Annotated in this window: 14 protein-coding genes; 12 read left to right on the top strand and 2 right to left on the bottom strand. The window is 38.4% G+C overall.

The genetic code is table 11. The features are described from left to right. Nucleotides 1–32: 32 nt before the first annotated feature. On the bottom strand, nt 33–1,301 hold the full coding sequence (locus VGT41_04365; protein HEV2601508.1) for a GIY-YIG nuclease family protein: 1,269 nt from the start codon (nt 1,299–1,301) through the stop codon (nt 33–35). 303 nt (nt 1,302–1,604) lie between these two features. Between VGT41_04365 and VGT41_04360 the strand changes: the two genes are divergently transcribed. From VGT41_04360 to VGT41_04340, 5 genes are all read left to right on the top strand, one after another. Next, nucleotides 1,605–3,842 (top strand): hypothetical protein, encoded by a 2,238-nt coding sequence (locus VGT41_04360; GenBank protein HEV2601507.1) that lies wholly within the window; start codon nt 1,605–1,607, stop codon nt 3,840–3,842. 220 nt (nt 3,843–4,062) lie between these two features. Further along, a complete protein-coding gene (locus VGT41_04355) occupies nt 4,063–5,259 on the top strand; it encodes a M23 family metallopeptidase (protein HEV2601506.1) in 1,197 nt (398 codons plus the stop codon). A gap of 54 nt (nt 5,260–5,313) precedes the next feature. Continuing rightward, nucleotides 5,314–5,904: a hypothetical protein gene (locus VGT41_04350; GenBank protein ID HEV2601505.1), complete on the top strand. Its 591-nt coding sequence runs from the start codon at nt 5,314–5,316 to the stop codon at nt 5,902–5,904. A gap of 398 nt (nt 5,905–6,302) precedes the next feature. Further along, nucleotides 6,303–8,846, top strand: a complete 2,544-nt coding sequence (locus VGT41_04345; GenBank protein HEV2601504.1) for a cation-transporting P-type ATPase — start codon at nt 6,303–6,305, stop codon at nt 8,844–8,846. A gap of 87 nt (nt 8,847–8,933) precedes the next feature. Continuing rightward, complete coding sequence (locus tag VGT41_04340) at nt 8,934–9,131, top strand: hypothetical protein (GenBank protein ID HEV2601503.1); 198 nt, start codon at nt 8,934–8,936, stop codon at nt 9,129–9,131. 13 nt (nt 9,132–9,144) lie between these two features. Here the strand turns inward: VGT41_04340 and mutL are convergent, their stop codons facing one another. Then, nucleotides 9,145–11,037, bottom strand: coding sequence for a DNA mismatch repair endonuclease MutL (mutL, locus tag VGT41_04335; GenBank protein HEV2601502.1), 1,893 nt, complete (start codon nt 11,035–11,037; stop codon nt 9,145–9,147). A 127-nt stretch (nt 11,038–11,164) separates the two neighbouring features. On the opposite strand from mutL, the gene VGT41_04330 reads away from it, so the two are divergent. The 7 genes from VGT41_04330 (at nt 11,165) to VGT41_04300 (ending at nt 23,346) form a co-directional block, all read left to right on the top strand. Beyond that, on the top strand, nt 11,165–11,761 hold the full coding sequence (locus VGT41_04330; protein HEV2601501.1) for an ankyrin repeat domain-containing protein: 597 nt from the start codon (nt 11,165–11,167) through the stop codon (nt 11,759–11,761). 221 nt (nt 11,762–11,982) lie between these two features. After that, nucleotides 11,983–13,839, top strand: coding sequence for an ankyrin repeat domain-containing protein (locus VGT41_04325; GenBank protein HEV2601500.1), 1,857 nt, complete (start codon nt 11,983–11,985; stop codon nt 13,837–13,839). Nucleotides 13,840–13,866: 27 nt separating this feature from the next. After that, a complete protein-coding gene (locus VGT41_04320) occupies nt 13,867–17,973 on the top strand; it encodes an ankyrin repeat domain-containing protein (protein HEV2601499.1) in 4,107 nt (1,368 codons plus the stop codon). A gap of 28 nt (nt 17,974–18,001) precedes the next feature. Continuing rightward, nucleotides 18,002–20,335, top strand: a complete 2,334-nt coding sequence (locus VGT41_04315) for an ankyrin repeat domain-containing protein (protein ID HEV2601498.1) — start codon at nt 18,002–18,004, stop codon at nt 20,333–20,335. A 21-nt stretch (nt 20,336–20,356) separates the two neighbouring features. Continuing rightward, nucleotides 20,357–22,012: an ankyrin repeat domain-containing protein gene (locus VGT41_04310; protein HEV2601497.1), complete on the top strand. Its 1,656-nt coding sequence runs from the start codon at nt 20,357–20,359 to the stop codon at nt 22,010–22,012. 172 nt (nt 22,013–22,184) lie between these two features. After that, entirely contained in the window at nt 22,185–22,820 is a 636-nt protein-coding gene (locus VGT41_04305) for a PDDEXK nuclease domain-containing protein (protein ID HEV2601496.1), read from the top strand. Nucleotides 22,821–23,055: 235 nt separating this feature from the next. Continuing rightward, complete coding sequence (locus VGT41_04300; protein ID HEV2601495.1) at nt 23,056–23,346, top strand: GIY-YIG nuclease family protein; 291 nt, start codon at nt 23,056–23,058, stop codon at nt 23,344–23,346. The last annotated feature ends 58 nt before the right edge of the window (nt 23,347–23,404 follow it).

Raw genomic sequence — 23,404 nt, 5'->3', positions numbered from 1 at the left:
CAAATGTTTTGGTCAAAAGGGGGTTAGTTGTTCTAAAATGGAGCGCTGCTGCTGCGTAGTTTGCGATGGTACGTAATAGCAAAATGATGAGTGTAATCCCGAAGAGCAATAAGCAATCGGCCAACATCGGTTTGTAAATCCAGCTTGATGCCATCGGGAAATTGCGCTCCAAAGATGGTTTCTTCTCGTTTTGCCAAACTAATGCAACGAGCTTGGGGAATGATGCGACGAACGGCAGAAAGCTGCCCTTTGCCACCGTCAATTAACACTAAATCAGGAATATCATCTTCGTGTTTATAGCGCCGTGTTACAATTTCTTGTAGTGCGGCGTAATCATTTTGTTCTGAAAGTGTTTTGATTTTAAAGCGTCGGAAACTATTTTTATCCGGTTTTCCGTCGGTAAAACGAACACATGACCCAACTAAATAACTACTTTGAAAGTGAGAGATGTCAAAGCAGTCGATTGTTTTGATTGGGGTGTCGATTTGTAAGAATTGCTGTAATTGATAATTAATCGCGGAATCAACTGGCTGCAAACGCGGTGTGGTAACGGTATTAATAGCATCTTCGTATTTCGTTGGTGAATACCGTGTGGCAATAGTGGTAAAGATGGTATCAAAATTTTCGAGATAGTTATTGAGTTGCTGTGATTTTTCGAATACTAACTCGCGATTATATTCAGCTATTTTTGTTTTAATATTTTCTAAAAAAAGGTCATGATTGCTTTTTAGTGCTGCACGCGCAAGATCAAGGCGAAAGAGATAATCTTGCGTGTCAAATTGTTGCATGCAATTGCCCGCGCAGATCCCAATATGGTAATCAAGACAACCATTGGCAATAGTCTTATTGCATAAGAACAGTTTGAATGTTTGCATGAGGTAGCGATAAACGCCGCGTGCATGATTTTTGTGTAAAAAGGGGCCAAAGTAGCAGCCCTTTAGCTTCTTGTTTCTGACGATCTTTATAACCGAAGGACTGCTTGGTGTGTGAGCGGTAAAGAGAATATAGACAAAGGGCTGCCCGCTTTTAAGCAGAACATTATATTTTGGTTTGTGTTGGGCGATCAATTGCGCTTCAAGCAGCAAAGCTTCAGTCTCGTTTTTTGTGCCTATATAGTCCACCTTGGCATGCTCTTTGATAAGATTGTCTATTTTCCAGTCGGTATAATAGTTATTAAAATAGCTTTTAACGCGAGTTCTAATAGATTTTGCCTTACCGATGTATAAAATTGTGCCCGTAGGGTCTTTAAACAGGTAAACCCCGGGCGTTATGGGCAATGTGTTAAGAAAGGCTGTATTCATGAATATAAGCTCCTTTTTTACTAATATATCTCTATTTTAGCAAAAAAAAGGCTCTTTGTTGACTGGGGTGTCTTATGCATGTCTGTCGATTCAAATTGAATTTTTATAGAGAAGTTCGCTGTTTTGAGCGTGGGGGGCCAGTTCTATTTATCTTTTTTCGCTGTATACTTATTAGAATATATCTAATGGTTATAAAAGGGGTGTGCATTACTTGATTATGCATCTTAAGGCCCTCCTGAAATGGAATGAATGGATAGGTACATATGCCAGTTTCGTGGCAAAATTGTTTATCAAAGGAATGCAATGGTACGTAAAAATGGTGGATTCAGTTGGATTTATAGGTCTCTCATTATAGCCTTGGCCTTATTGGGGCCCGTTCACTATAGCTTTACCCTTGGATCGGCGGAGCATAAAGCTACATCGGGCTTAAGTTATGTGCCAATGGGGTATAAAGATGTAGCAAACTACTATTTACCGTCTTTTGGGGTGAAGTCCTTTATTAATCACGATTCATGGGAAGTTACCGATTTCGAGCGACGCGCTATCGTTTTTTCTATGCTTGATCAATATGAGCAGACCCATTTAACGCAAGGCAAGTATATAGAGAGAGAATCGGTCGCCTCTATTTTAAAAGATTTACATATTTTTTGTGGGAAGAATGATCCGCTGAGTAAGAATGATGAGCTGGGTAACCACCTTTTTGCAAGGATTAATAAAACGGAAACGGTGTTTGGTGAAGCAGTTTTAGCGCATATGGTCGCAAATCCAGTGCGAGACATACAAACATTACAAGATCGTCAGGAGTTTATTCAAGCGCTTATCAACGATCCAGCATTCTATACCCAAGTTGAACAGGTAGTAGAAGAGCTAAAAGGAATAGAAGAAAATATCATACCGATTTGGAAGTCAAGACGGTCTATTATTAAAGGACAGGGTAATCACTATTATTTTACTGCTGATGGCTTCAAAGATTATAATACTAATCAGTATATGTTAGAATTCCGGAATCGCTTTTTCCCGCTTTTGACTGCATCGCGCACAATTTTATTGAGTGAGTTTTTGGAAGCGACCTTCCATCATTGGTTGCATCAGACTCAACATAATGCACGAGAAATAGGGATAGTGATTGCAGGTCTTATTGGGCTTGCTGGTGGTAAGCTAGGAGCAAATGAAGATGGAACACCACAAGATTTAACACCATATAAGATACCAGCTCTTTTATCTATTTTTGGTGGGCTTTTGAAAAAAGCATGGTTTTCAACCGTTGGGGAAAATCGTGATGAAAAAGACATCTTTGGGCAAAACTTTTCAGGCCCTACTATGGTTGGCCATTTAATGCATTTTTCTCAGATGTTGCTCTTTTACTATGGCAAATATGAGGCCGTGAAGGGTATTTATAATTCAGAAGTAACTAGACGTGAATTTTTAAAAGGATTAAAAGGAACATTAGTCGGTACGAAACAATTATTTACAACATTTGAATTAGCTAATAAAACATTAAAGCAGCATAATTTTATGCCGATTGTCGATAAGCAACATGCGTTGAGAGATTTTTTCTTAGGTGAAGAACGATCGGAATCGTTGCAGCATTTAAAGCAATTGTTAAAGACAAACACCTTTAAAAAAGACACCGGTATATCATTCTTCCCGCCGCACATGGGACGTATTTTAGTTGCATATAAACATGTAGATACTGTACGTGCTGATTTGGTGGGGCCATTACAGGTGTTAGGTCAACTTGATGCATATCTTTCAATAGCAAAGTTGTATAAAGAATATAAAGATGAACGTGTTTCTTATAGCTTTGCCCAATATAGCAATGCAAAACTACCTTATTTCCAAGCCACAGATTCTTGGAATCCGTTTGTGGATACCGATAAAGCCGTGGTCAACGACGTAGAATTGGGTATTGCGCATGGAATGCGTGGTATGATTTTAACCGGTTCTAACATGGGTGGAAAATCAACGATATTAAAAGGGTCGGCACTAGATATTTGGCTTGCGCAGTCATTAACTATTGCTCCAGGAGAATTAGTGAAACTAACTCCATTCGGGTACTTGGGATCGTCATTGAATGTTGCTGATTTTACGGGTAAGGCGTCATCATATAAAGCTGAGGGCTTGAGAGCGCAATCGTTATTGAGAGGTAAAAACAGATGTGACGAAGATCTTCTTGGATTATTTATCATTGATGAATTGTATAAGGGTACTCATGCTGATTATGGAGCAGAGCAATGCTGTTTATTTGCAAAAGAGCTCCTCGAGTGTCCGTACGTATTATTTATTTTTGCGAGTCATTTTACACCACGTATTAACGATCTTGAGTTAGAAACAGAAGGTGCTTGTGAGAATTGGAAGGTGGATGCTATTAAGCAGCCAGGGGGGGGGTTTGAGCTGCCCCATAAACTTGCACGCGGTGTGAGTACGGTGAATATTGCAGCAGAGATTGTTAATCAATTAATGGCCGACATTCCATCTTGGAAGGAAGCTCAAGGAATGAAAAAAGACAAAATCCAGGAGCTTGCCGCATCTCCAGTATGATGATTAATTAGTTAGTTAGATAATTTAAAAGTTCCGATTTTGAGTTGTGATGGTTTTTCTTAAAAATCATTGTGATTAAAATCGGAACTTTTTGTTTATTGCGATGCATCATACTGATGCAGTAATGAGCGTTTTTACATTTACGTCCCTTTCAAAAAACATTATAGTAATACACCATTAGCAGTATTTATAATGTGTAGAAAATAATAGTGGGTGTGCAATGGCTTTTCGTGAGAGAAAATTAGGGATATTATTTGTTTTTGGTGTTACGGCGTTGGTTGGTTGGTATGGGTATGGATATTTTTTTGATGCCACCATTCCCAATGTGCAGATTGAAGGGTTGCAAAATAACTCATATTACGCAGGGGACATTCAATGTTGCGTAGCATGTAATAAGCGTGGAGAACTTTCAATTTGGTTAGATAATCAACCGCTTCTTAATAAATTTAGTGTAAGTGGTGGCCAAGATTATCCGTTTGCTATTCCAACACAAAGTATCGCGAATGGTGAACATACAGTTCGTGCAGAGTTTACAGAAAAAACGTTTGCAAAAAAACATGCAACATTAAGTCGTCAATTTTATGTAGACAATAATCCCTTGCAAGCAGCTTTTGTAAAACCAGATGCAGATTATAAGGTGTTGCAAGGCAGAACATTACATGTACAATTTCAGGTCAATAAGCCAATTAAAGAAGCAAAAGTAACGGCATTATCTTCAGATTATACCTGTTTTCCGGAAGCGGATCGCTCTCCTATTTATGAATGTTATGTCCCCGTTTTATGTGAGCAAGCGCCCAATGAGTATCTATTTTCGGTAGAGATTGTAGATAACGTAGGTAATGTTTTACATCTAGATAACAAGATGCAAGTAGTGATGTTCCCATTTAAAAAACAGACTTTACAGTTTGATAAAGAGATGGTGCAAACAGAGCGGAAATTGGGATTAAGTATTGCAGAAAGAGAGCGAATGATAGAAGAGTTGGGTCTGCAATCTGAGCAAAAAAAATTATGGAACGGAAGTTTCTGTACACCGATAGATATCGTTAAGGTTACCTGTGATTTTGGCACCATTCGTACAACGCAAGAAAAAGGTCGCTATAAACATGGAGCGTTAGATGTTATTAGCAGTACGCAAAAATCGGTAATATGGGCGACACAGGCGGGCAAAGTGGTACTCAAAGACCGATTTGAGGATTCAGGAAATACTGTAGTTATTGACCATGGTTTTGGTGTGTTGTCTCTTTTCTATCATCTTGAAAATTTTGCCAATATTGAAGTTGGTCAAAAAATAGCACAAGGCGCTCCGCTTGGAATTATGGGAAAAACTGGGTACGCAAAAGGATATCATTTACATTGGGAGATGCGTGTGAATAATATGCAGGTAGACCCAATGCAATGGACGCAGTCCACTTTTTAAGGTGATAGTAAAATAATACAATTGCAATTGGGGTGATACTTATAAGGAGATTGTATGTATTTTATTCCCCGATTTAATAAATTGTTTTCATTAGTTGCCGATATGCGCAATGCCTATCGGTATCTTTTATTAGCACTATTTCTTGTAGGATTAGTGGGTGTTTGGTTATTTGCTAGTTATTATACTATCGAAAGTTATATACAAGGGTATCATAGTAAAATCAATGAAATCCAACAGCAGATTGTCCAATGTCATGAATCCGATACGATGTGTAAAGTGCTGAATCAGTCGATAATTGGTTTGTCTAATGAGCTTAAAAACTTGCAGCAGGGTGCTATTGTCGATCGTTTTCAAATGTTAACATCGACTATTTTTTCTGTGTTGTATCGCACGGGCATCGTATTTAATTCGTATGGTTCTGAAAGAGATACAGATAAAGGATGGTATCAGTTGGGCATGGTACGATTTGATGTTGTCGCTCCATACCAAAAGTTTTTGCAGTTCGTTTATGAGTTATGTGCATCTCACGCTTTAATTTCTATTGATTCTGTACAAGCCACTTCAAACGAAAAAGCGGACTTTAATTTTAATGTAATGTTCTCTTTAATAGCATTAAAAAACCCCTCAACTTTTGAAAAAAGCTGAAGGGTTAGGGGGGTGAACAATGCTAAGATGCATTGTTCATTTAGGGACTCTTTTTATATTTTCTTCTATTCTCATATAATGCAAAGAGATCGTAACAATCAGTTGTGCTATTGTCAAGGAAAAAAAGACGACTGTTATTATTGCAAAATTATTAATAATTTATTGTGGATTATAAAGATAAAACTCTGTTCTTTTAAATATTTTTTGGTTTTTATTCATTATTAATTTTTAAAAATACATGTGATGAATGATAGCAAGAGTGCTGGTTTCCCGCTGTTTTTTCTGTATAAAAGAGCGTGTGATTAACAAAATATATCTCGATTCTATAGAGTAGTTCGTATGTGTTTTTATATATGATGGCTTTCTTAAAAAATCTTTAAAAAAATGAGTGAATATGTATGAATATTGATAAACGATCGTTATTTTTGCAGTATTCAAGCGCATCGAAAGAAGAAATCATAACACGCTTTAATTCCTCTGCTCAAACTGGGCTTACGAATGAGCAGGTGTCAGAGTATCAAAAAAAATACGGTAGAAATGAGTTGCCTGAAAAGAAGGTACAGTTTTTAGATTTTATGTACATGCAATATAAATCGCCAATAGTTGTATTGTTATTAGTAGGGTCTGTTACTTCTCTGGTTTTGCATGAATGGATGAATGCTATCATCATTATATCTATTGTTGGTGTGAACGCTTTTATTGGTGCATATCAGGAATATAAGGCTACATTATCAGTGAAACTTTTGAGTAAATATTTAGAGCGATCGTCAAAAGTGATAAGGCAAGGTGCAACCGTAATCGTAAAAAATGCAGAGATTATTCCTGGAGATATTCTTGTGCTGGAGGCAGGCGATGCAATGCCTGCTGATGTTAGGTTTATAGAGAGTCATAATGTTTTGGTGGATGAATCAAATCTTTCTGGGGAATCATTACCGGTACAAAAAACGATTGAGTCAGTAACTATAGCATCTGAGACCGTTTTTCAAGCGAGCAATATTGGTTTTAGTGGAACTGTTGTTGTTGAAGGTATGGGTAAAGCAATTGTCTTTGCTACCGGCGAAAAAACGGTATTTGGTTTAGAGGGTAAGACGGTAACAGCAACAATTCATGAAACAGACTTTTTTAATACGATACAGCGAATAAGTTATTTTTTAATCCAGATGATTGTAGTGACATTGATTGTTTTAATAGTTGCACAGCTAATGTTTAGATCACCAAAAGATTATGGAGATCTTATGATGTTTGTGGTAGCGCTTGCAGTAGGTATTATTCCTGAAGCATTACCAACGATCATTACTGTTGCACTTTCCCGTGGGGCTTTGATTCTTTCTAAAAACAATGTTGTGGTCAAACGTCTTGCAGTTATAGAGGATTTAGGAAGTTTGGAAGTTATCTGTACAGATAAAACAGGGACTATCACGGAAAATGTCTTGACCGTGGGAGATGTCTATGCCGTTGGTGAGTTGAATCCAGTTTTTTATATGTCTTTGTCTGGAGCTCAGCCTTTTACAAAAGAGGTGCGACCAACAAGTCCGTTTGACTTTGCCGCATGGGATACGCTGTCTCCAACAGATTTTGATTTACTTACTCAATATAATCGGGTGCAAGAGGTTCCATTTGATACAAAATATAGACGATCATTGGTGCTGTTGCAGCATGGTACGCAGTATATCTTGGTGGTACGTGGCGCACATGAAGAAATACTGTCACGTGCGCATCTTTCAGAAGAAAAAAAGGCAGATATGGTTGCTTGGGTAAAGGAGCAGGCACATAAAGGATGTCGTGTTATGGCAGTTGCGCGTAAAGTTAGCGCACAGAATATAAACGATTTATGGTCGTTGGAATCTGATTTAGAGTTCATTGGTCTTATTGCACTGTATGATCCGATTAAAGAGACCGTGCAGTATACGCTTAAAAAAGCGCGCAAGTTAGGGCTTGCGGTAAAGATTATTACTGGTGACAGCCCGGAGATCGCGGGATATATAGCATACAGTATAGGATTAATATCCGATCCAAAATTGGTTATCTCAGGTCAAGATTTTGCACAACTTAATGCAGAAGATAAAAAGCATACGGCGGAGACATCATCTGTTTTTGCTCGTTTTTTATCAGAACAAAAAGCTGAGCTGATTGCTGTTTTAAAACAGAATAAAACAGTGGCATATCTTGGCGATGGCATCAATGATATTTTAGCGTTGCATGAAGCGCATGTTGGCATAGCAGTAGACAGTGCAAGTGATACGGTTAAAGACGCTGCGGATATTATTTTGCTCAAAAAAAGTTTAAAAACCATAATTAATGGCATTGTGATTGGTAGGCAAACGTTCATTAATACCTTTAACTATCTGAGAATCACTTTGGCATTAAATATAGGTAATTTATATTCTATCGCGGCTATGTCTTTTTTTGTTCCCTTTTTGCCTTTGCTGCCTTTGCAAATTTTATTGGTGAATATACTTGCCGATGCACCCATGATTGCTATTGGAACAGATAATGTAGATATTAAAGAGATAAAAAAACCAACGCGGTACAATCTGCGACAATTTATGGTACCGATCATTATCTTTGCACTATTAAATTCGGTTTTTGATTTTCTGTTTTTATATCATTTTTATGGACATAGCGCGATATTTTTTCAAACTCATTGGTTTATTTTTAATATTGTTACTGAGACGTTATATATTTTTTCCGGACGAACCAAGTTGTTCTTTGCATATGCAGTACGCCCCTCTTGGTGGCTATTGTTATTTGTAGGGATCACCATTTGTATAGGAATCTTGATTCCCTGTACTACGTGGGGAAGAGAGCTGTTTTCATTCATGCCGCCGACGTATGATGGGCTTCTATGGATTGCCGGCTTAACGCTTGCCTATTTGATGGTATGCGAAGTAACAAAAGGAATCCTGTATATGATGCAAAAAGGATCTAAACGTTCGATATAATAGACCTATTTGCGCATTCTCGATCTTTTAATTATTCTAAAGTTACATTGAATTAAGATTTTATTATGAAATAAGGGCGGAATGATTATGAGTAATCGATTTATGGGGAATTTATATCTTTTAGTAGGTGCTCTTTTTTTAATGTTTGGAATACGGCCTTTATTGTGGCCTCTTTTTTGTATAGCGGCTGGTCTTATTTGTATTCATCATGGCATGCAGTTGCGTGGTTTTTCTATGGCACAGCTTATGTTTCGTGCCTGGACTGGTAACCGATTTCGTATGTAACGATTTTTAAGAATTATTTCTTCCGCTTAAACTTCTTTTCTATGTCATGCAAGCTCAGTAGCCATCCTGTTGGGCGACCGTGAGGACAGGTAAAACGATTATCGGTTTTTCCAAGGTCGTTAAGAAGGGTTTGCATTTGTTCAGTTGTCATTGCATCACCAGCTTTGACTGCTGCTTTACATGCCATCTGTGCGCGTAATTTTTTATGCGCGGTTTCAAAAAAATCTGACGTGGTAACATCTTGCTCTTCGTGAATCCAACTGATTATTTCTTTAATAAGCGCATCGCAGTCACTATTTTTAAGATGCACTGGGGTCGATTGAATTATTAATTGATTAGGCCCGAATGGTTCAACAATGATGCCATTGTGCGTAAATAGTTCTAAATAGGGCGTTATGAGCGCGATATCGTGGTCCGAAAGGGTGACAATTTGAGGGAATAGCAAGCTTATTGTGGCGATTTCATTAAATCGTTTGGCAAATAATTCGTAAAGGACTCGTTCATGAGCCGCGTGTTGATCCACTAAAAAGAGTCCGTCTTCTTGTTCAATCAAAATATATGTTTTGTTATATTGTCCAATCAATGTATATGCTGTCTGTTTTTCTGATGTAAGAAAAGCATCATTTTGTTCAGCAACTATTGAAGCAGCGGGAGTTGGTGTGGTTGTATACAGAGGCTGTTGTATATCGTTATATTCTTCAAACAGTGGTTGTGTAGGGGATGCAGGTGCATCAAATACGGGAGCATTGAAATCAAAAGATGGAAGAGCTGGTTTGTCTGAAATTAATGCTGATGAGGTAAATGAACTTTGATAAGGCTCGTATGATTGATATGGTGCTTGATCAAAATAAGACGTTTTTGGTGTGAGTGAATTTGTCGATATTGTTGGCTGTGTAATATTACGCGTTAAGTTTTTTTCCAACGTTTGTTTTACGCTGCTTTGCAGTACTGTTTCAACTGAATGGGGATGTAGAAACTGTACTTCTTCTTTTCGTGGATGAATGTTCACGTCTAGTTCTGTTGGATCGACTTCTATAAAGAGAGCAGTGAGTGGTGCACGTTGTGGTGGAATCGCATTCAAATAACCTTTTAGTAACGCGCGACCAAGGTTATAGTTTTTAACCCATCGTTTATTAACAAAAAAGAACATATTGCTGCGATCATAGCGGTAATAATGATGATTCGAGATAACGCCGCTTATAGAAATAGTGTTCGTTTTGTTATTTTCATTAGGTAGGGTAACGAGATGCTGTGATACAGTATGGTCCCAAATTTGTGTGCAACGATCAAGAACTGTTTCAGTCCTAGGGCAATGCAGGACCTGTGTACCATCGTGAAATAGTTTAAAGCTAACTGTCGTATAAGATAAGCAAATTGCATGCATCAGTTGCAGTATCGCACGCCATTCGGTATCCCGTTTTTTCAAGAATTTTTTTCGTGCAGGGATGTTATAAAACAGGTCTGAAATAGTAATGTCGGTACCGGTATTACATGATACCAGTGCTTCTTGTATGATTGCACTGTTTTCTATGGTCAGTGATATACCTTGTACAGCGTCATCTTCTTTGGTGATTAACATTGTTTTACTAACGGCAGAGATACTGGCCAGGGCCTCACCGCGAAAACCGAACGTGCTGATATGCGTTAAATCATTAATGGAACTTATTTTACTGGTTGCATACTGTGCAATGCAGATACGGGCATCTTCATATGACATACCGCACCCATTATCGATAACACGAATCAACTGTTTGCCGCCATCTTCTATGTAGACAGTGATCTGTGTTGCCCCTGCATCGATTGCATTTTCAACGAGCTCTTTAACAACGTTTGCAGGTTTATCGATTACTTCTCCTGCGGCAATTTTATGAGCTTCGTGCGGAGGAAGTTGGTGTATGCGGTTCATGAGATAATTCCATTTTTATGAAGTACATATTGTTGTTTACCATACCATGATTTGTTTTAAAAATCTTTAATTATTGTGGTAACATTAGGTATCTAAAACATTATTTTTAAATACAGAGGGATTCTATATGAAAAAATTGGCGAAAATTATATATTTTTTTGGGTTGTTACTATGTGTGTTGCGTGTGCATACCAGTACTGATTATGTAAAATTATGCCATTTGCCAGTGCAGGAAGTTGAAAAGGAAGTTGAGAAGAAAAAATCTCAGGGGTATGGAATAGATCATAAAGATAGCAAAGGGTTTACTTTATTAGCAGCTGCGGTGAGAGCCAATAAGCCAGATATAGTTGAGTTGTTATTTGGCGCAGGTGCAGACCCTGCTTTAAATGGATCAGCGATGATGGAAGCGAAAGATACAAATATGGTACGTCTGTTAGTGGCAAACAAGATATCAGTAAATTCGACTGATAAAGATGGCCAAACGGCTTTGTTACGTGCTGCTGCTGAGGGACGATTGGAAACGGTAAAGGCATTAGTAGAGGCGGGTGCAAATCTACACAACAAAGATAATAAGGGACAGTGGGCATGGCAGAGGGCTCGCAAAAATGGACATATAGATGTGGCTGTTTGGTTAGAAGGAAGAAAAGAGATAGGTAGGATAAAAGTGGCAGATGGCTTGCTAGACATAGTATTCAAGTTTTTAGGTGCCCTTATTAAGGGATGAGAGAAAATAAAAATTTTGGCGAGTGCATATGCATTTCACTGGTACTTTCGATTTTTAAACCCAGTCTCATCACAGATTGGGTTTTTTCTTTGTTGTTTTCATTTCCTTGATTATTTGAAAACAAATGTATTATTTTAAAACCATTAAATAATTAAATTGTTAATTAGGGGTCGGACAAGGTCACGTCGTAGCCCCTAGGTGAAGACGGAAGGGAGTTGAAAGTGAAGCTGGTGATAAAATATGGTTTATTATTTGGCATTGCGACCACTTTTTTTGTAGGTCAGTATGTATCTGCAGATGATTCTGTCCAAAAAGCTCAAAACCGAGCGGCTCGTCTTGCCGGGCAGGTGCAGGCCAAAAAATCTACGCCAATCATTGTGCCTCAAGATACGGCAGCGCTCACTTCTTACTTGCGCGGTTACTGCGGTGTGGTACAGGGATTGTGGCAGAAATCATTTGTACAATACGAAAAAATGTTAGAAGAGATGCTCTACAACGAAGAGTTGTATAAAGATGATTATTTTGTGTTTTATCATGCGCAACAGCAAGAAAATCGGGTCCTTGTCGAATTTGTAAGAAATTTGTATGCATTTATTTATAAAAAGCCGTTGCGAGAAGATTTTGAATATTTTCGTTTTTGGGTGGATGGCTCTGATTATAAGGATATTAATAGTTATTTAGATAGTTTTGGCATTCCTAATCCATTTTCGGTAGGTGGAAGAACACTCAATGATTTAAGCCCAGCAATTCGTGCGGTGCTATTATCAGTAAACCCAATACTCTTTAATAATTTTGATAACGAAGGTTCATGCACCTGGGATTATTTTTTGAGAAATCGTAGTTTGGAAAACTTTATTAAAGTGGCATTGGAAAAGTTTTTTAGAACATATGGGTTGCAAGAAAAATTCATAGAGCAGCTGCTTGCAATTAATGAGCAATTCCCTGCGCCAACTGGGGATCTCCTGCAGATATTTGTCCCAAAAGAGTTGGTTAATGACTGCGCATATATATGCCACGTGTATGGCATTCCTCAAAAAGAATATATCGTTGATATTGCGGGTAAATCGTTAGGGCTTTCTGATTATGATTCAGTTCGTCAACGGTATATAAAATGCAGTGTCATTCTTGAGTTAATGCAGACGCAAGCAGATCGCATTAAAGATATACAGTCCATACAAGTGCGACTATTTATTTCAAAATACGGACCATTTCTAAATCCTGATATGGGGGTGAAGATAATTCGGTTTAGCTCATTAGATCAAAAACAATTACAGAATTATAAGGCAGCGGTTAAAGGGGTGACAGAACGAATGGTTGCAGCTCATTCAGGTGCGATAATGCGTAAAGTTCAACAGGAAGTTTTTGGTATGCAGCTGGGAAAATTGTACAGCAATATACACCAAAGAGAGCGAGAATATAGATCTGAGCCTGATCAAAGAAAGCGAGCAGTCGAGGCTCGTGAACAACTGACAAAGCCTACAACTATTTTTGAAGCAATAAAGCATCCGGAGACCATGCAATGGATGGGTAAATTTTTAAAGGAAAAAAATGTGATCAATGCCAAAGATATGTTTGGTGATACCCCATTGATTGTTGCTACAAAAGAACATAAAGCGAATGTTGTACAGCTTTTATTAAAGGCTGGTGCGGATATAAATGCATTCGATCGGTATAAACAAACTGCTCTGATGTATGCAGCCAAATTGGGTTATGGCGACGTGTTGCAGGTGTTATTAAAAGCAGGGGCAAATAAAGAACTTGGGGACGAAAATGGATTGACTGCATTAATGCATGCTGCTATAGCAGGAAGTGTGATGGCAGTGCAAATTTTAGTGGCAGCGAATGTTAATCAAGAGACTGCAGACAACAATGGCTGGACAGCGTTGATGCATGCTGCTTTTTTAGGAAAAGAAGTGGTGATTCGATTCTTAGTCGAAATGGGCGCAGATATTTCTGCAAAAAATATAAATGGTAGCACTGCATTGGATATTGCGCGAGAGATAGGAAACGAGGAGATTGTTAGGTACCTGAAGGATATGCAGAAAAAGCAAGATAGGGAAATAAAAAGTAGTTTGTAAGTCAATAATTGGTGAGAAGGGTAGTCCATGAAGCAATACTTAAAAAGCAGCTTATTGATAGTTGTTGTTGGTTTCAGTATGGTCCTGCATTTACAAGCAGCCAACTCATCAACGCAAGCGCGTAAACGGGTAGAACGTGTTATGGGGCATGTGCAACCAGATGCAGGGGTAAAAAAGGAAGAAGTTGCAAGTGATGCTTCAGTACAGAAAGCGCAAAAGCGCTTGCAGCGGTTGAAAAAACAAGTGCAACCAAGCACACCCAAACAAGCTCTTACACCGGAAGGCGTTGCTGCGACGGAGATGTTTCTGCAAGAACCAGATTATTGCCCTCAAATTAAAGAAAAGTGGTTTCCAGAACTAGTAAAGCATGGTGATGCAATAAAGAAGATGCTGGAAAATGAAAAGCGATATGAAGATACGTATTTTGTTTTTTATCATGCGCAGCAAACAGAGAATCGGCTGGTTGTGGAATTTTTAAGAAACCTGTATGAATTTGAAACAAAGAAGAAATTACGCCCTGATTTTGAGTTTTTACGATTATGGAAAGATGGATCTGATTACAAAGATGTTAATAGCTATTTAGATAGTTTTGGTATCCCTAATCCGTTTACGGTTGGGGTGGGTAATTTAAATGATAATCGAGCAGACATACGAGGATTGCTTTTAGCGGTCAACCCAGTATTATTTGGTAATTTTAATTATAGCGGTGAATGTACTTTCCAATATTTTTTGGCAAACCGTAGTATAGCAAATTTTATTAGAGAAGCATTAGGAGCAATTTTTAGTCAGTATAAATTTGAAGAAAATTTAGCTCATAAACTTATCGATATTAATAAAAATTTTCCTGCTAAAACGGGTGATATTATACAGATTTTTATACCAAAACATTTAGTCAATACATACGCATACCTTTGCCGAGCATGGGGAGCTCCTAAAAAGTCGTATTTTGTTGATGGTAATGATCAGCCGATTGTGCAGATAAAAAAAGATGATCAGGATGATGAAGGTGATTATGATCCTGTTCGTGAGCGGTATGTAAAATGCGATAAGATTCTTGAGTTATTGCAGACGCAAAAAGGAGTTATTAAGAACTCACAAGATATTCAGCTGCGGCTCTTTTTTGCTAAATCTGGTCCGCTGTTAAACCCTGATATGGGGGCAAAGATGTTTCGGTTTACGGCTCTTACTCCGCAACAGCTGCAGGAATATAAACAGCGGGTTGCGGCAGCTTCACGGGAAATTTTTGCTCATACTCATTCAGGAGCACGCTTTTATGCAAAAACGGTGTATCGCGCTGATCCCATGCAAAGCCCGAGAGGCCTTAATCTAAAAGAAAAAGGTGAAGTTGAGCAAGCATTTGGGGTTTTAACAACTCCGGTTAATCTTTTGCAAGCAATGGATGCGTCTGATTCACTTCCAATAATGAAAGAGTTGTTGGCAAAAGGTGCTGATATAAACATTCAAAATAAAGATGGTGCGACTCCATTAATGCTTGCGGCGCAGCAGGGGAAACTAGATATAGTACAATTTTTAGTTGATGCTAGCGCTAATAAGGATGCTCAAGACAAAAAGGGAAAAACAGCATTAATGCTTGCAGCATATAGTAGGCAATTAGAAGTAGTACAGTTTTTGGTAGCAGCGGGTGTGGATAAAGATGCGCATGATGCAAATGGTGAAACAGCGTTAATGTATGCATTGAAAGAATTAAGGCATCTTTCATATCCTGACATGATTGATGCCAGAAACAAACAATTAGACCTTATACGATTTTTGGTAACGGCGGGTGTTGATCTAGCAGCTCGTGATCAGCATGGTAGAACAGCATTTCTGTATGCAGCGGGATCTAGAGATTTGGAGGCGGTGCAACTTCTGATAAATGCAGGAGCTGATAAAGAGGTGCGTGATGCAGGAGGTCAGACGGCACTAATGCATGCGGTTGCAGAAAACAGTTTAGAGATTGTGCGGTTTTTGGTGCATATAGGTTTGGATAAAGATGCTTATGACGTACAAGGGCGAACGGCATTAATCAGTGCGGCTAACTATGGATATTTAGATATTGTACAGTTTTTGGTTGGAGTAGGGGCTAATAAGGATGCTTATGATAAAGATGGCCAGAGTTCATTAATGCTTGTTGCTCACTACGGAAGATTAGATACAGTACGATTTTTGTTGCAAGCAGGTGTCGATAAAAATGCTCAAGATAAGAAAGGCAAAACAGCACTAATGCTCGCTGCAGATTATAATTGGCTAGAAATTGTACAAATTTTGGTAGAAGCAGGCGCTGACGTTGATATTGAGGATGCGGATGGAAAAACTGCTTTGCAAATAGCGGAAGATGGAGGACCGAGTAGTAAACAGATCGTTGAATATTTACAAGCCAAACGGACTGACCCATTTGTGATAATCGATCGACCAAATGCTGTGGAAGTGCTTAAACAGCTTTCAAAGGAAGAGATTGTTTCTTATAAAAAAGACAAGCATGGGCGTACGATATTAATGTATGCAGTTGAAAAAGGTAAATCCGATGTAGTACAATTTTTAGTACAAGCAGGTGTTGATGTTAATGAAACCGATACAAAGGGACGAACTGCATTAATGTTTGCGGCGCAGTATGGCAAGTTAGATGTAGCGAAATTTTTGGTACAGTCTGGCGCAACAGTGGATGCTAAGAGAGTGGATGGTAAAACGGCTTTGCAGATAGCCCAGGATGTGGGAAAGAGAGCAGAAGGCGTTGCGCAATACCTACAGAACTTTATTTTATTGACCGATTTATTTGCGGTAATTGCTCATCCCGATGCCATGGATCTGCTCAACAAATTTTCAAAAGAACGGATTGTTACGTATGGTACAAATAAGGATGGGCTTACGCCGTTAATGTATGCAGTTGAGCAAGATAAAATTAGGGTAGTAGAGTATTTGGTGGGGGCAGGGGTTGATCTTGATGCTAAAAATAGTGATGGCAAAACGGCTGAGCAGATGGCTGAGAGTACAAGCAGGTCGAGGATTGCACACTATTTGCAGGAATATAAAAAGCTGACGACTGATGTGTTTGCGGCGATCGATGATTATCATCCAATGACATGGCTGAGAAAGTATTCTAAAGAGGTTCTTGTTTCTTATCCTAAGAATAAAAAAGGTCAGACGCCATTAATCTACGCCGTTGAAAAAGATGGATATGAGCAGCAGAAAGTAGTGCAGTTTTTAGTCGGAGCAGGCGTTGACATCAATGATCGTGACGCAGAGGGTATGACTGCATTAATGCGTGCAGCGAGAATGGCTAGGGCAGAGATTGCAGGATATTTAATTAATGCCGGTGCAGATAAAGAAGTGCGTAGTGAAAAATATGAATGGACGGCGCTCATCTGTGCTTTGGCGAGATTAAGAGAATTGATTGGTTCCATGAAGGATGACAGGGGCGATCGGTATAAGGATCAAATGGTTGCAACTATAGAAAAACAAGCAAATCTTGTACGGTTACTTGTTAACTCTGGCGCGAATAAAGAAGCTCGAGATTCATATGATGAAACAGCATTGATGTATGCAGTATCGTCGGGAGATTTAGGCATTGTACAATTTTTGATAGATGCAGGAGCAAATAAAGACGTACGTAATAAGTATGATAGGACTTTATTAATGTTTGCAGCGCGCGCAGGCTACTTAGATATTGTACAGTTTTTAGTACAAGGCGGTGCTGATCTTGATGCTAAAGACAAAGCAGATAGAACTGCTTTAGATCTTGCGAAAGAAGAGAAGCGCGATGCAGTCGTTGAATACTTGCAAGAGCAGAAAAAGCAATTGTCGAGCAATATATTTGCAGTGATTGATCATTCAGATGCTATGACATGGCTTGCCAGATTTCCTAAAAAAGAAATAGTTCCAAAGTTTCCTTTTGTTAGGGAAAAAGATAGTCAGACTCCGTTAATGTATGCTGTTGAAAAAGGTAAGTTTGACGTAGTGAGATTTTTAGTAGAGGCCGGGGTGAATCTTAATGCTAAAGATGATAATGGAAAAACCGCGTGGCAGATAGCGAAAGATAAGGGGTATACGGATATTGCGCAGTATTTACAGCAAAAGTATAAAGAGCAGATGCCGGGATATAAAAAGGTAATAAAGAAGATAAAAAGCAAGTTGTAAAGATCAAAATTAGGGCGGGGAGTGGAAAATGAAGCAGTATTTTAAAAAGAGTATTTTGATAGCGATTATTATTAATGGTGCGTTGAGTGTGCAGTTGCATGCCGCTAGTCCTACGAAGCCTTGGCAAAGTAGGAAGCCTGACTCGCAAGCGCGCAAACGTGCGGAACGCTTGATGGGCCACGTGCAGCCAGATACGGGGGTAAAAAGGGAAGAAGCTGAGGGTGATATCTCAGCGAAGAAAGCGCAAAAGCGGCTTGATCGATTAAAAAAGCAAATACAACCAAGCAAGCCAGAATCAGCCTTAGCGCCAGAAGATGTTGGTGCGACGAGCAAATTTATTGAAAAACCAGAGCATTGCGATGTTGTTATAAAGAAATGGAAAAATGAACTGCGAAAGTACGGCAGGGTCGTAGTGGAACAAATGTTAGAAAATGAGGAGCGATATCAAGATACCCATATTGTATTCTATCACGCGCAGCAACAAGGAAATAGGATTATAGTAGAGACTTTAAAAAATCTATATGAAAGAGAAAATAAAAAACCATTGCGCTCGGATTTTGAGTTTTTACGATTATGGACAGAAGGATCTGATTACAAAGATGTTAATAGCTATTTGGATAGTTTTGGTATACCTAATCCATTTACGGTTGGTCCGAACAATATGAATGATAATGATCCAAAGATTCGAGCAATGCTTTTAGCCGTAAATCCAGTATTGTTTGGTAATTTTGATTGGGAAGGAGAATGTACCTTCGCCTATTTTTTGAGTGATCGCAGTATAAAAATGTTTGTTCAGAGTGCGTTAAGAGATATTTTTCAAAAGTATGGGCTTAATAAATCTTTTATTAAAGACCTTCTTGATATTAATCAGAAAAATAAATCTAACACCGGAGACATTGTACAGGTATTTATACCAAAAGAATTAGTTGATGACTGTGCGTATCTTTGCCAAGCATGGGGTGCTCCGCAAAAAAACTATCTTCTCGATAAAAACGGTCAGCCGATTATAAAGGATGATAAAGGTATTACCTTATATGACAATAGGCGTGAGCGTTATACAAAGTGCCGCACAATTCTTGAGCTATTACAAGTTGATAAAGATGCTGTTGAAGATGTTAAAAAAATACAATTGCGGCTTTTCTTTTCAAAAACAGGGCCGTTATTAAATCCCGATCTGGGAGCAAAAATATTTCGTTTTACAACCCTTTCTGTAGAACAGTTACGGGAATATAAAGAATCAGTTAAAGATGTTTTAAGAAAAGCTTTTGCCCATTATGAAAAACCATTATTGCGTCGTATAAAGGAAGGTTTATTGGGAACTAAAGAGCAAGCATCGCCAAGAAGAGCAGAAGAACAGTCAAACCTGCTTACATCGCAAGAAAAAAATGAGGCTCAACCAAGGCCGCTTACATTTCAGGAGAAGAATATTATTGAGAAGACAGTTGATCGGTTGGTGATACCAATAAATATTTTTGAAGCAATCACAATGCTCGATGCTGTAGAAGAAGTTAAAAAGCTTTTGGCACAGGGTGTTGATATTAATCAGGTAAACGCTGAGGGAGAAACTCCATTTTTTTATGCAGTGAAGAAAGGCAGATTTCACGTTGCACATATGTTGCTAGAAGCAGGTGCAAACAAAGAGGCGCGTGATAAATATGATCATACGATATTGATGAGTGCAGTGTCCTGGGCAAATATCGAGACTATAAAATATTTGGTATTGGATGCAAAGGTAGATATTAATGCTGGTGATAAGGACGGTAAAACAGCATTAATGGTGGCAGCTCGAGACGGAATGGCGGGCTTTGTGAGACTGTTCTTAGAGAATGGCGCTGATATCGAGGCGCGTGACCATTCAGGACAGACGGTTTTGATGGAGGCAGCCCAATGGGGGCGATTAAATGTGGTCAAGATTTTAATGCAAGCAGGTATGGATAAAGAGGCGCGTGATAAGGATGGTAGAACGGTATTGCTATACTCGGTTGGGTCTGCTGGCAAGGTTGATGTTGTACAATTTTTATTACAAGCAGGTGCAAATAAGCAAGTGCGTGATACGTATGGTAGAACAGCATTGATGTTTGCGGTTGCCGGTGAAAATATTGATATAGTGAAATTTTTATTGCAAACAGGTGTGGATATTGAAGCTAAAGACATCGCTGATGAAACAGCATTGATGCATGCCGTTGCATATGGATCGTTAGAAGTGATTAAAATTTTAGTAGATGCCGGAGCGAACATAGACGCTAAAAATCAAGGTAATAAAACAGCGTTAGATATTGCGATATGGAGGCATAAGAAAGAAGTTGCTACATATCTTCAGGATGTAAAGCAACAGAGAGAGAAAATAAAAAGTAAATTATAAGTCATAATGTTGGGGTGGCGAATGATGCAGCTGAAGCAATATATAAAAAAGAGTCTTTTGATAACGATTATTATTAATTTTGGTTTGAGTGTGCAATTGCATGCAGCTGATCAATCTGGGCATGCGCGTAAACGGGTAGAACGCATAGTAGGGCATATGCAGCCAGATGCAGGGGTAAAAGAAGTTGCAGGTGATGCTTCAGTACAGAACGCGCAAAGGCGGTTGCAGAAGCTGAAACAACAAATGCAACCAACTAAGTCGCAATCTGCCATATCACCAGAAGATGTTGGTGCGACGAGTACATTTATTGAAAGGCCAGAGCATTGCCAAGCGGTTGTGCAAAAGTGGAAAACGCAATTGAGATTATTTGGAGAGACAATAATACAGCGGATGTTGGAAAATGAGGAGCGATATAGGGACACGCATTTTGTTTTTTATCATGCACAAAATCAGGGAAATAGGATTATTGTAGAATTGTTAAGAAATGTATATGCATGGGAATATAAAAAACAGTTACGCCTCGATTTTGAGTTTTTGCGGTTATGGAAAGACGGATCTGATTTTAAAGATGTTAATAGTTATTTAGATAGCTTTGGTATTCCTAATCCTTTTACCGTTGGTGACAATGATTTAAATGATAATCGTGAAGATATACGGGTGGTTCTCTTGGCCGTTAATCCTCTACTGTTTGGTAATTTTCAAGATAGCGGTGAGTGTACCTTTGATTATTTTTTGAATGAACAAGGTATAAGCAATTTTATTCATATTCCATTAAAAAAAATATTTAAGCACTATGGATTTAAGGAATCATTTATTCGGGATCTTATTGATATTAACAAGAGAAATAAACCTAAAACGGGTGATATTGTACAAATATTTATACCAAAAAATTTAGTTGATGATAGTGCGTATCTTTGCCAAGCATGGGGGGCTCCGCAGAAAGAGCAACTTCGTGATAAATATGGTCAGCCAATTATAACGGATAATAAAGGGGTTATGTTATATGACAACGTGCGTCAACGGTATACAAAATGTAGTGGCATTCTTGAGTTATTACAAATTAACCCAGATGCTGTTCCCGAGTCGAAAACAATACAGCTACGGTTGTTTTTTTCAAAAATGGGGCCTTTATTAAATCCTGCTCTAGGAGCAAAGATGTTTCGATTTACGACTCTTTCAGCAGAGCAATTAAGAGAGTCGAAAGAAGCTGTTAAAATTGTGGCGAGCAAAATTTTTGCAGAGCGCGCAGGCTCTCGATATTATGCTAAGGCTGTTTATGGCGCAGAACCTACAGCGCAGCAAAAGCCTCTGACATCTCAGGAGCGGTCAGTAGTTGAATCTGCGATTGAACGTCTAACGGAAATGAGTATTTTTGAAGCCGTAAGGCAACCCGATGCAATAAAACGCATCAAAAAACTGTTGGCGCGGGGAGCTGATCTTAACGCTAAAAATCAGCAAGGTATAACGCCATTAATGGAGGCAGCGATGATAGGGAGGTTGGACGTAGCACAGTTCTTAGTAAGTGCAGGTGCGGATATTGATATTAAAGATAAATATGGCAAAACTGCTTTGGAGATTGCTGAAAGTATAAAGTCCAAAGAAATTGCTACATATCTTCAGGAAGTCCAGAAAAAACGGGATGCGGAGGCAGTAGGGCCAATAATCAGTAAATTGTGAATATAATTTGATCAAGAGCTTAATTGTCTCACAGCTGTGGGATACGGCTATATGAGCGGTTTTTTTAGTTACCATATTTTGATTTCTCTGTTGCTGCGTGTAGAAAAATATAAGTGATTATGTATATTCAATGGATATTCATAGACAATCGTATTATATACAATGGAGTGCCATGCGTAATCCAATAAAAAAAAATAAGATAATAAAAGATGAAAATATTGATTTAGAACCTAAGCAATATGCACAATTTCTAGATACTATTAAACAAGATATAGCCCAAACACAGCTGAAAGCTACATTATCGGTTACGCAAGAGTTATGGCACATGGAGAAAGTTCTTTTAGACAAAATTGCATCTGAAGGTTGGGGTGTAAAAATCACTGAAAAAATTTTACTTGAGTTAGGGCAAGGATTTTCTTTCGTGGGACAACAGTATCACGTAGAGGTAGGTGAACAGGACTTTTATATTGATCTATTATTTTATCATCTCACATTGCGCTGTTTTATTGTTGTTGAACTTAAAAATACAGAATTTATTCCAGAGTATGCAGGAAAGCTTAATTTTTATTTATCTGCCATAGACGATCTATTGCGAATTCCGAGCGATCAACCAACTATTGGCTTACTATTGTGTAGGTCAAAAAATAATTATGTTGCGGAATATGCTTTAAGAGATATTAAAAAACCGATAGGCATATCGAGTTATACAACTAAATTGGTAGAATCGTTGCCAAAAGAATTTAAAGGTAAGCTACCTTCTATTGAAGAAATCGAAGCGGGACTGAAAAAATTGAAAAAGATGAAGTAAATTACGGGGTGTTTCTGAAAAAGCTAATTGTCCCACAGCTGTGGGACAATTAATAATATGATCATGTTAGCGGCTTTTTAACTAACGTGAGTTCGACGTAACAGGTTTATATAAAAATCAAATTTTATCGTATTGATATTTATGAGATGTGTCAGACTGGCTATAGCATTATTGGTATTCGATCGCCGTCATTGCGAGGAACGAAGCAATCGAGCCTCACAAAGAAATATTGTTTATGAAACAGCCCGCAGTCTATATTGTTACTAACAAAGAAAATGGCACTCTTTATGTTGGAGTAACATCTAATCTCGCCAAACGAATCCATGAACATAAGCAGGGATTCGTCAAAGGCTTTACAAAAAAATACGGATGCAAATTGTTGGTATTTTATGAACCGCATGAAACTATGGAATCTGCAATTGCACGAGAAAAACAGATCAAGGGAGGTTCAAGAGAGCAAAAACTACATCTAATAAAAACCATTAATCCTGATTGGATAGATTTGTATGAGAATCTCCTTTATTAACGAGGCTAGATTGCTTCGTTCCTCGCAATGACTGCGTAAGAAAACCCTTTTTATCACA

The organism is Candidatus Babeliales bacterium (assembly GCA_035944115.1).
In the GTDB taxonomy this organism is placed as follows: Bacteria; Babelota; Babeliae; order Babelales; family Vermiphilaceae; genus DASZBJ01.
Note: the sequence above shows the minus strand (reverse complement) of the source record. Positions and strands in the feature narration are given on the sequence as shown.

Coding starts and splice junctions, on each gene's coding strand:
- VGT41_04365 (HEV2601508.1), bottom strand. CDS start 1,301: ATGAATACAGCCTTTCTTAACACATTGCCCATAACGCCCGGGGTTTAC.
- VGT41_04360 (HEV2601507.1), top strand. CDS start 1,605: ATGGTACGTAAAAATGGTGGATTCAGTTGGATTTATAGGTCTCTCATT.
- VGT41_04355 (HEV2601506.1), top strand. CDS start 4,063: ATGGCTTTTCGTGAGAGAAAATTAGGGATATTATTTGTTTTTGGTGTT.
- VGT41_04350 (HEV2601505.1), top strand. CDS start 5,314: ATGTATTTTATTCCCCGATTTAATAAATTGTTTTCATTAGTTGCCGAT.
- VGT41_04345 (HEV2601504.1), top strand. CDS start 6,303: ATGAATATTGATAAACGATCGTTATTTTTGCAGTATTCAAGCGCATCG.
- VGT41_04340 (HEV2601503.1), top strand. CDS start 8,934: ATGAGTAATCGATTTATGGGGAATTTATATCTTTTAGTAGGTGCTCTT.
- mutL (HEV2601502.1), bottom strand. CDS start 11,037: ATGAACCGCATACACCAACTTCCTCCGCACGAAGCTCATAAAATTGCC.
- VGT41_04330 (HEV2601501.1), top strand. CDS start 11,165: ATGAAAAAATTGGCGAAAATTATATATTTTTTTGGGTTGTTACTATGT.
- VGT41_04320 (HEV2601499.1), top strand. CDS start 13,867: ATGAAGCAATACTTAAAAAGCAGCTTATTGATAGTTGTTGTTGGTTTC.
- VGT41_04315 (HEV2601498.1), top strand. CDS start 18,002: ATGAAGCAGTATTTTAAAAAGAGTATTTTGATAGCGATTATTATTAAT.
- VGT41_04310 (HEV2601497.1), top strand. CDS start 20,357: ATGATGCAGCTGAAGCAATATATAAAAAAGAGTCTTTTGATAACGATT.
- VGT41_04305 (HEV2601496.1), top strand. CDS start 22,185: ATGCGTAATCCAATAAAAAAAAATAAGATAATAAAAGATGAAAATATT.
- VGT41_04300 (HEV2601495.1), top strand. CDS start 23,056: ATGAAACAGCCCGCAGTCTATATTGTTACTAACAAAGAAAATGGCACT.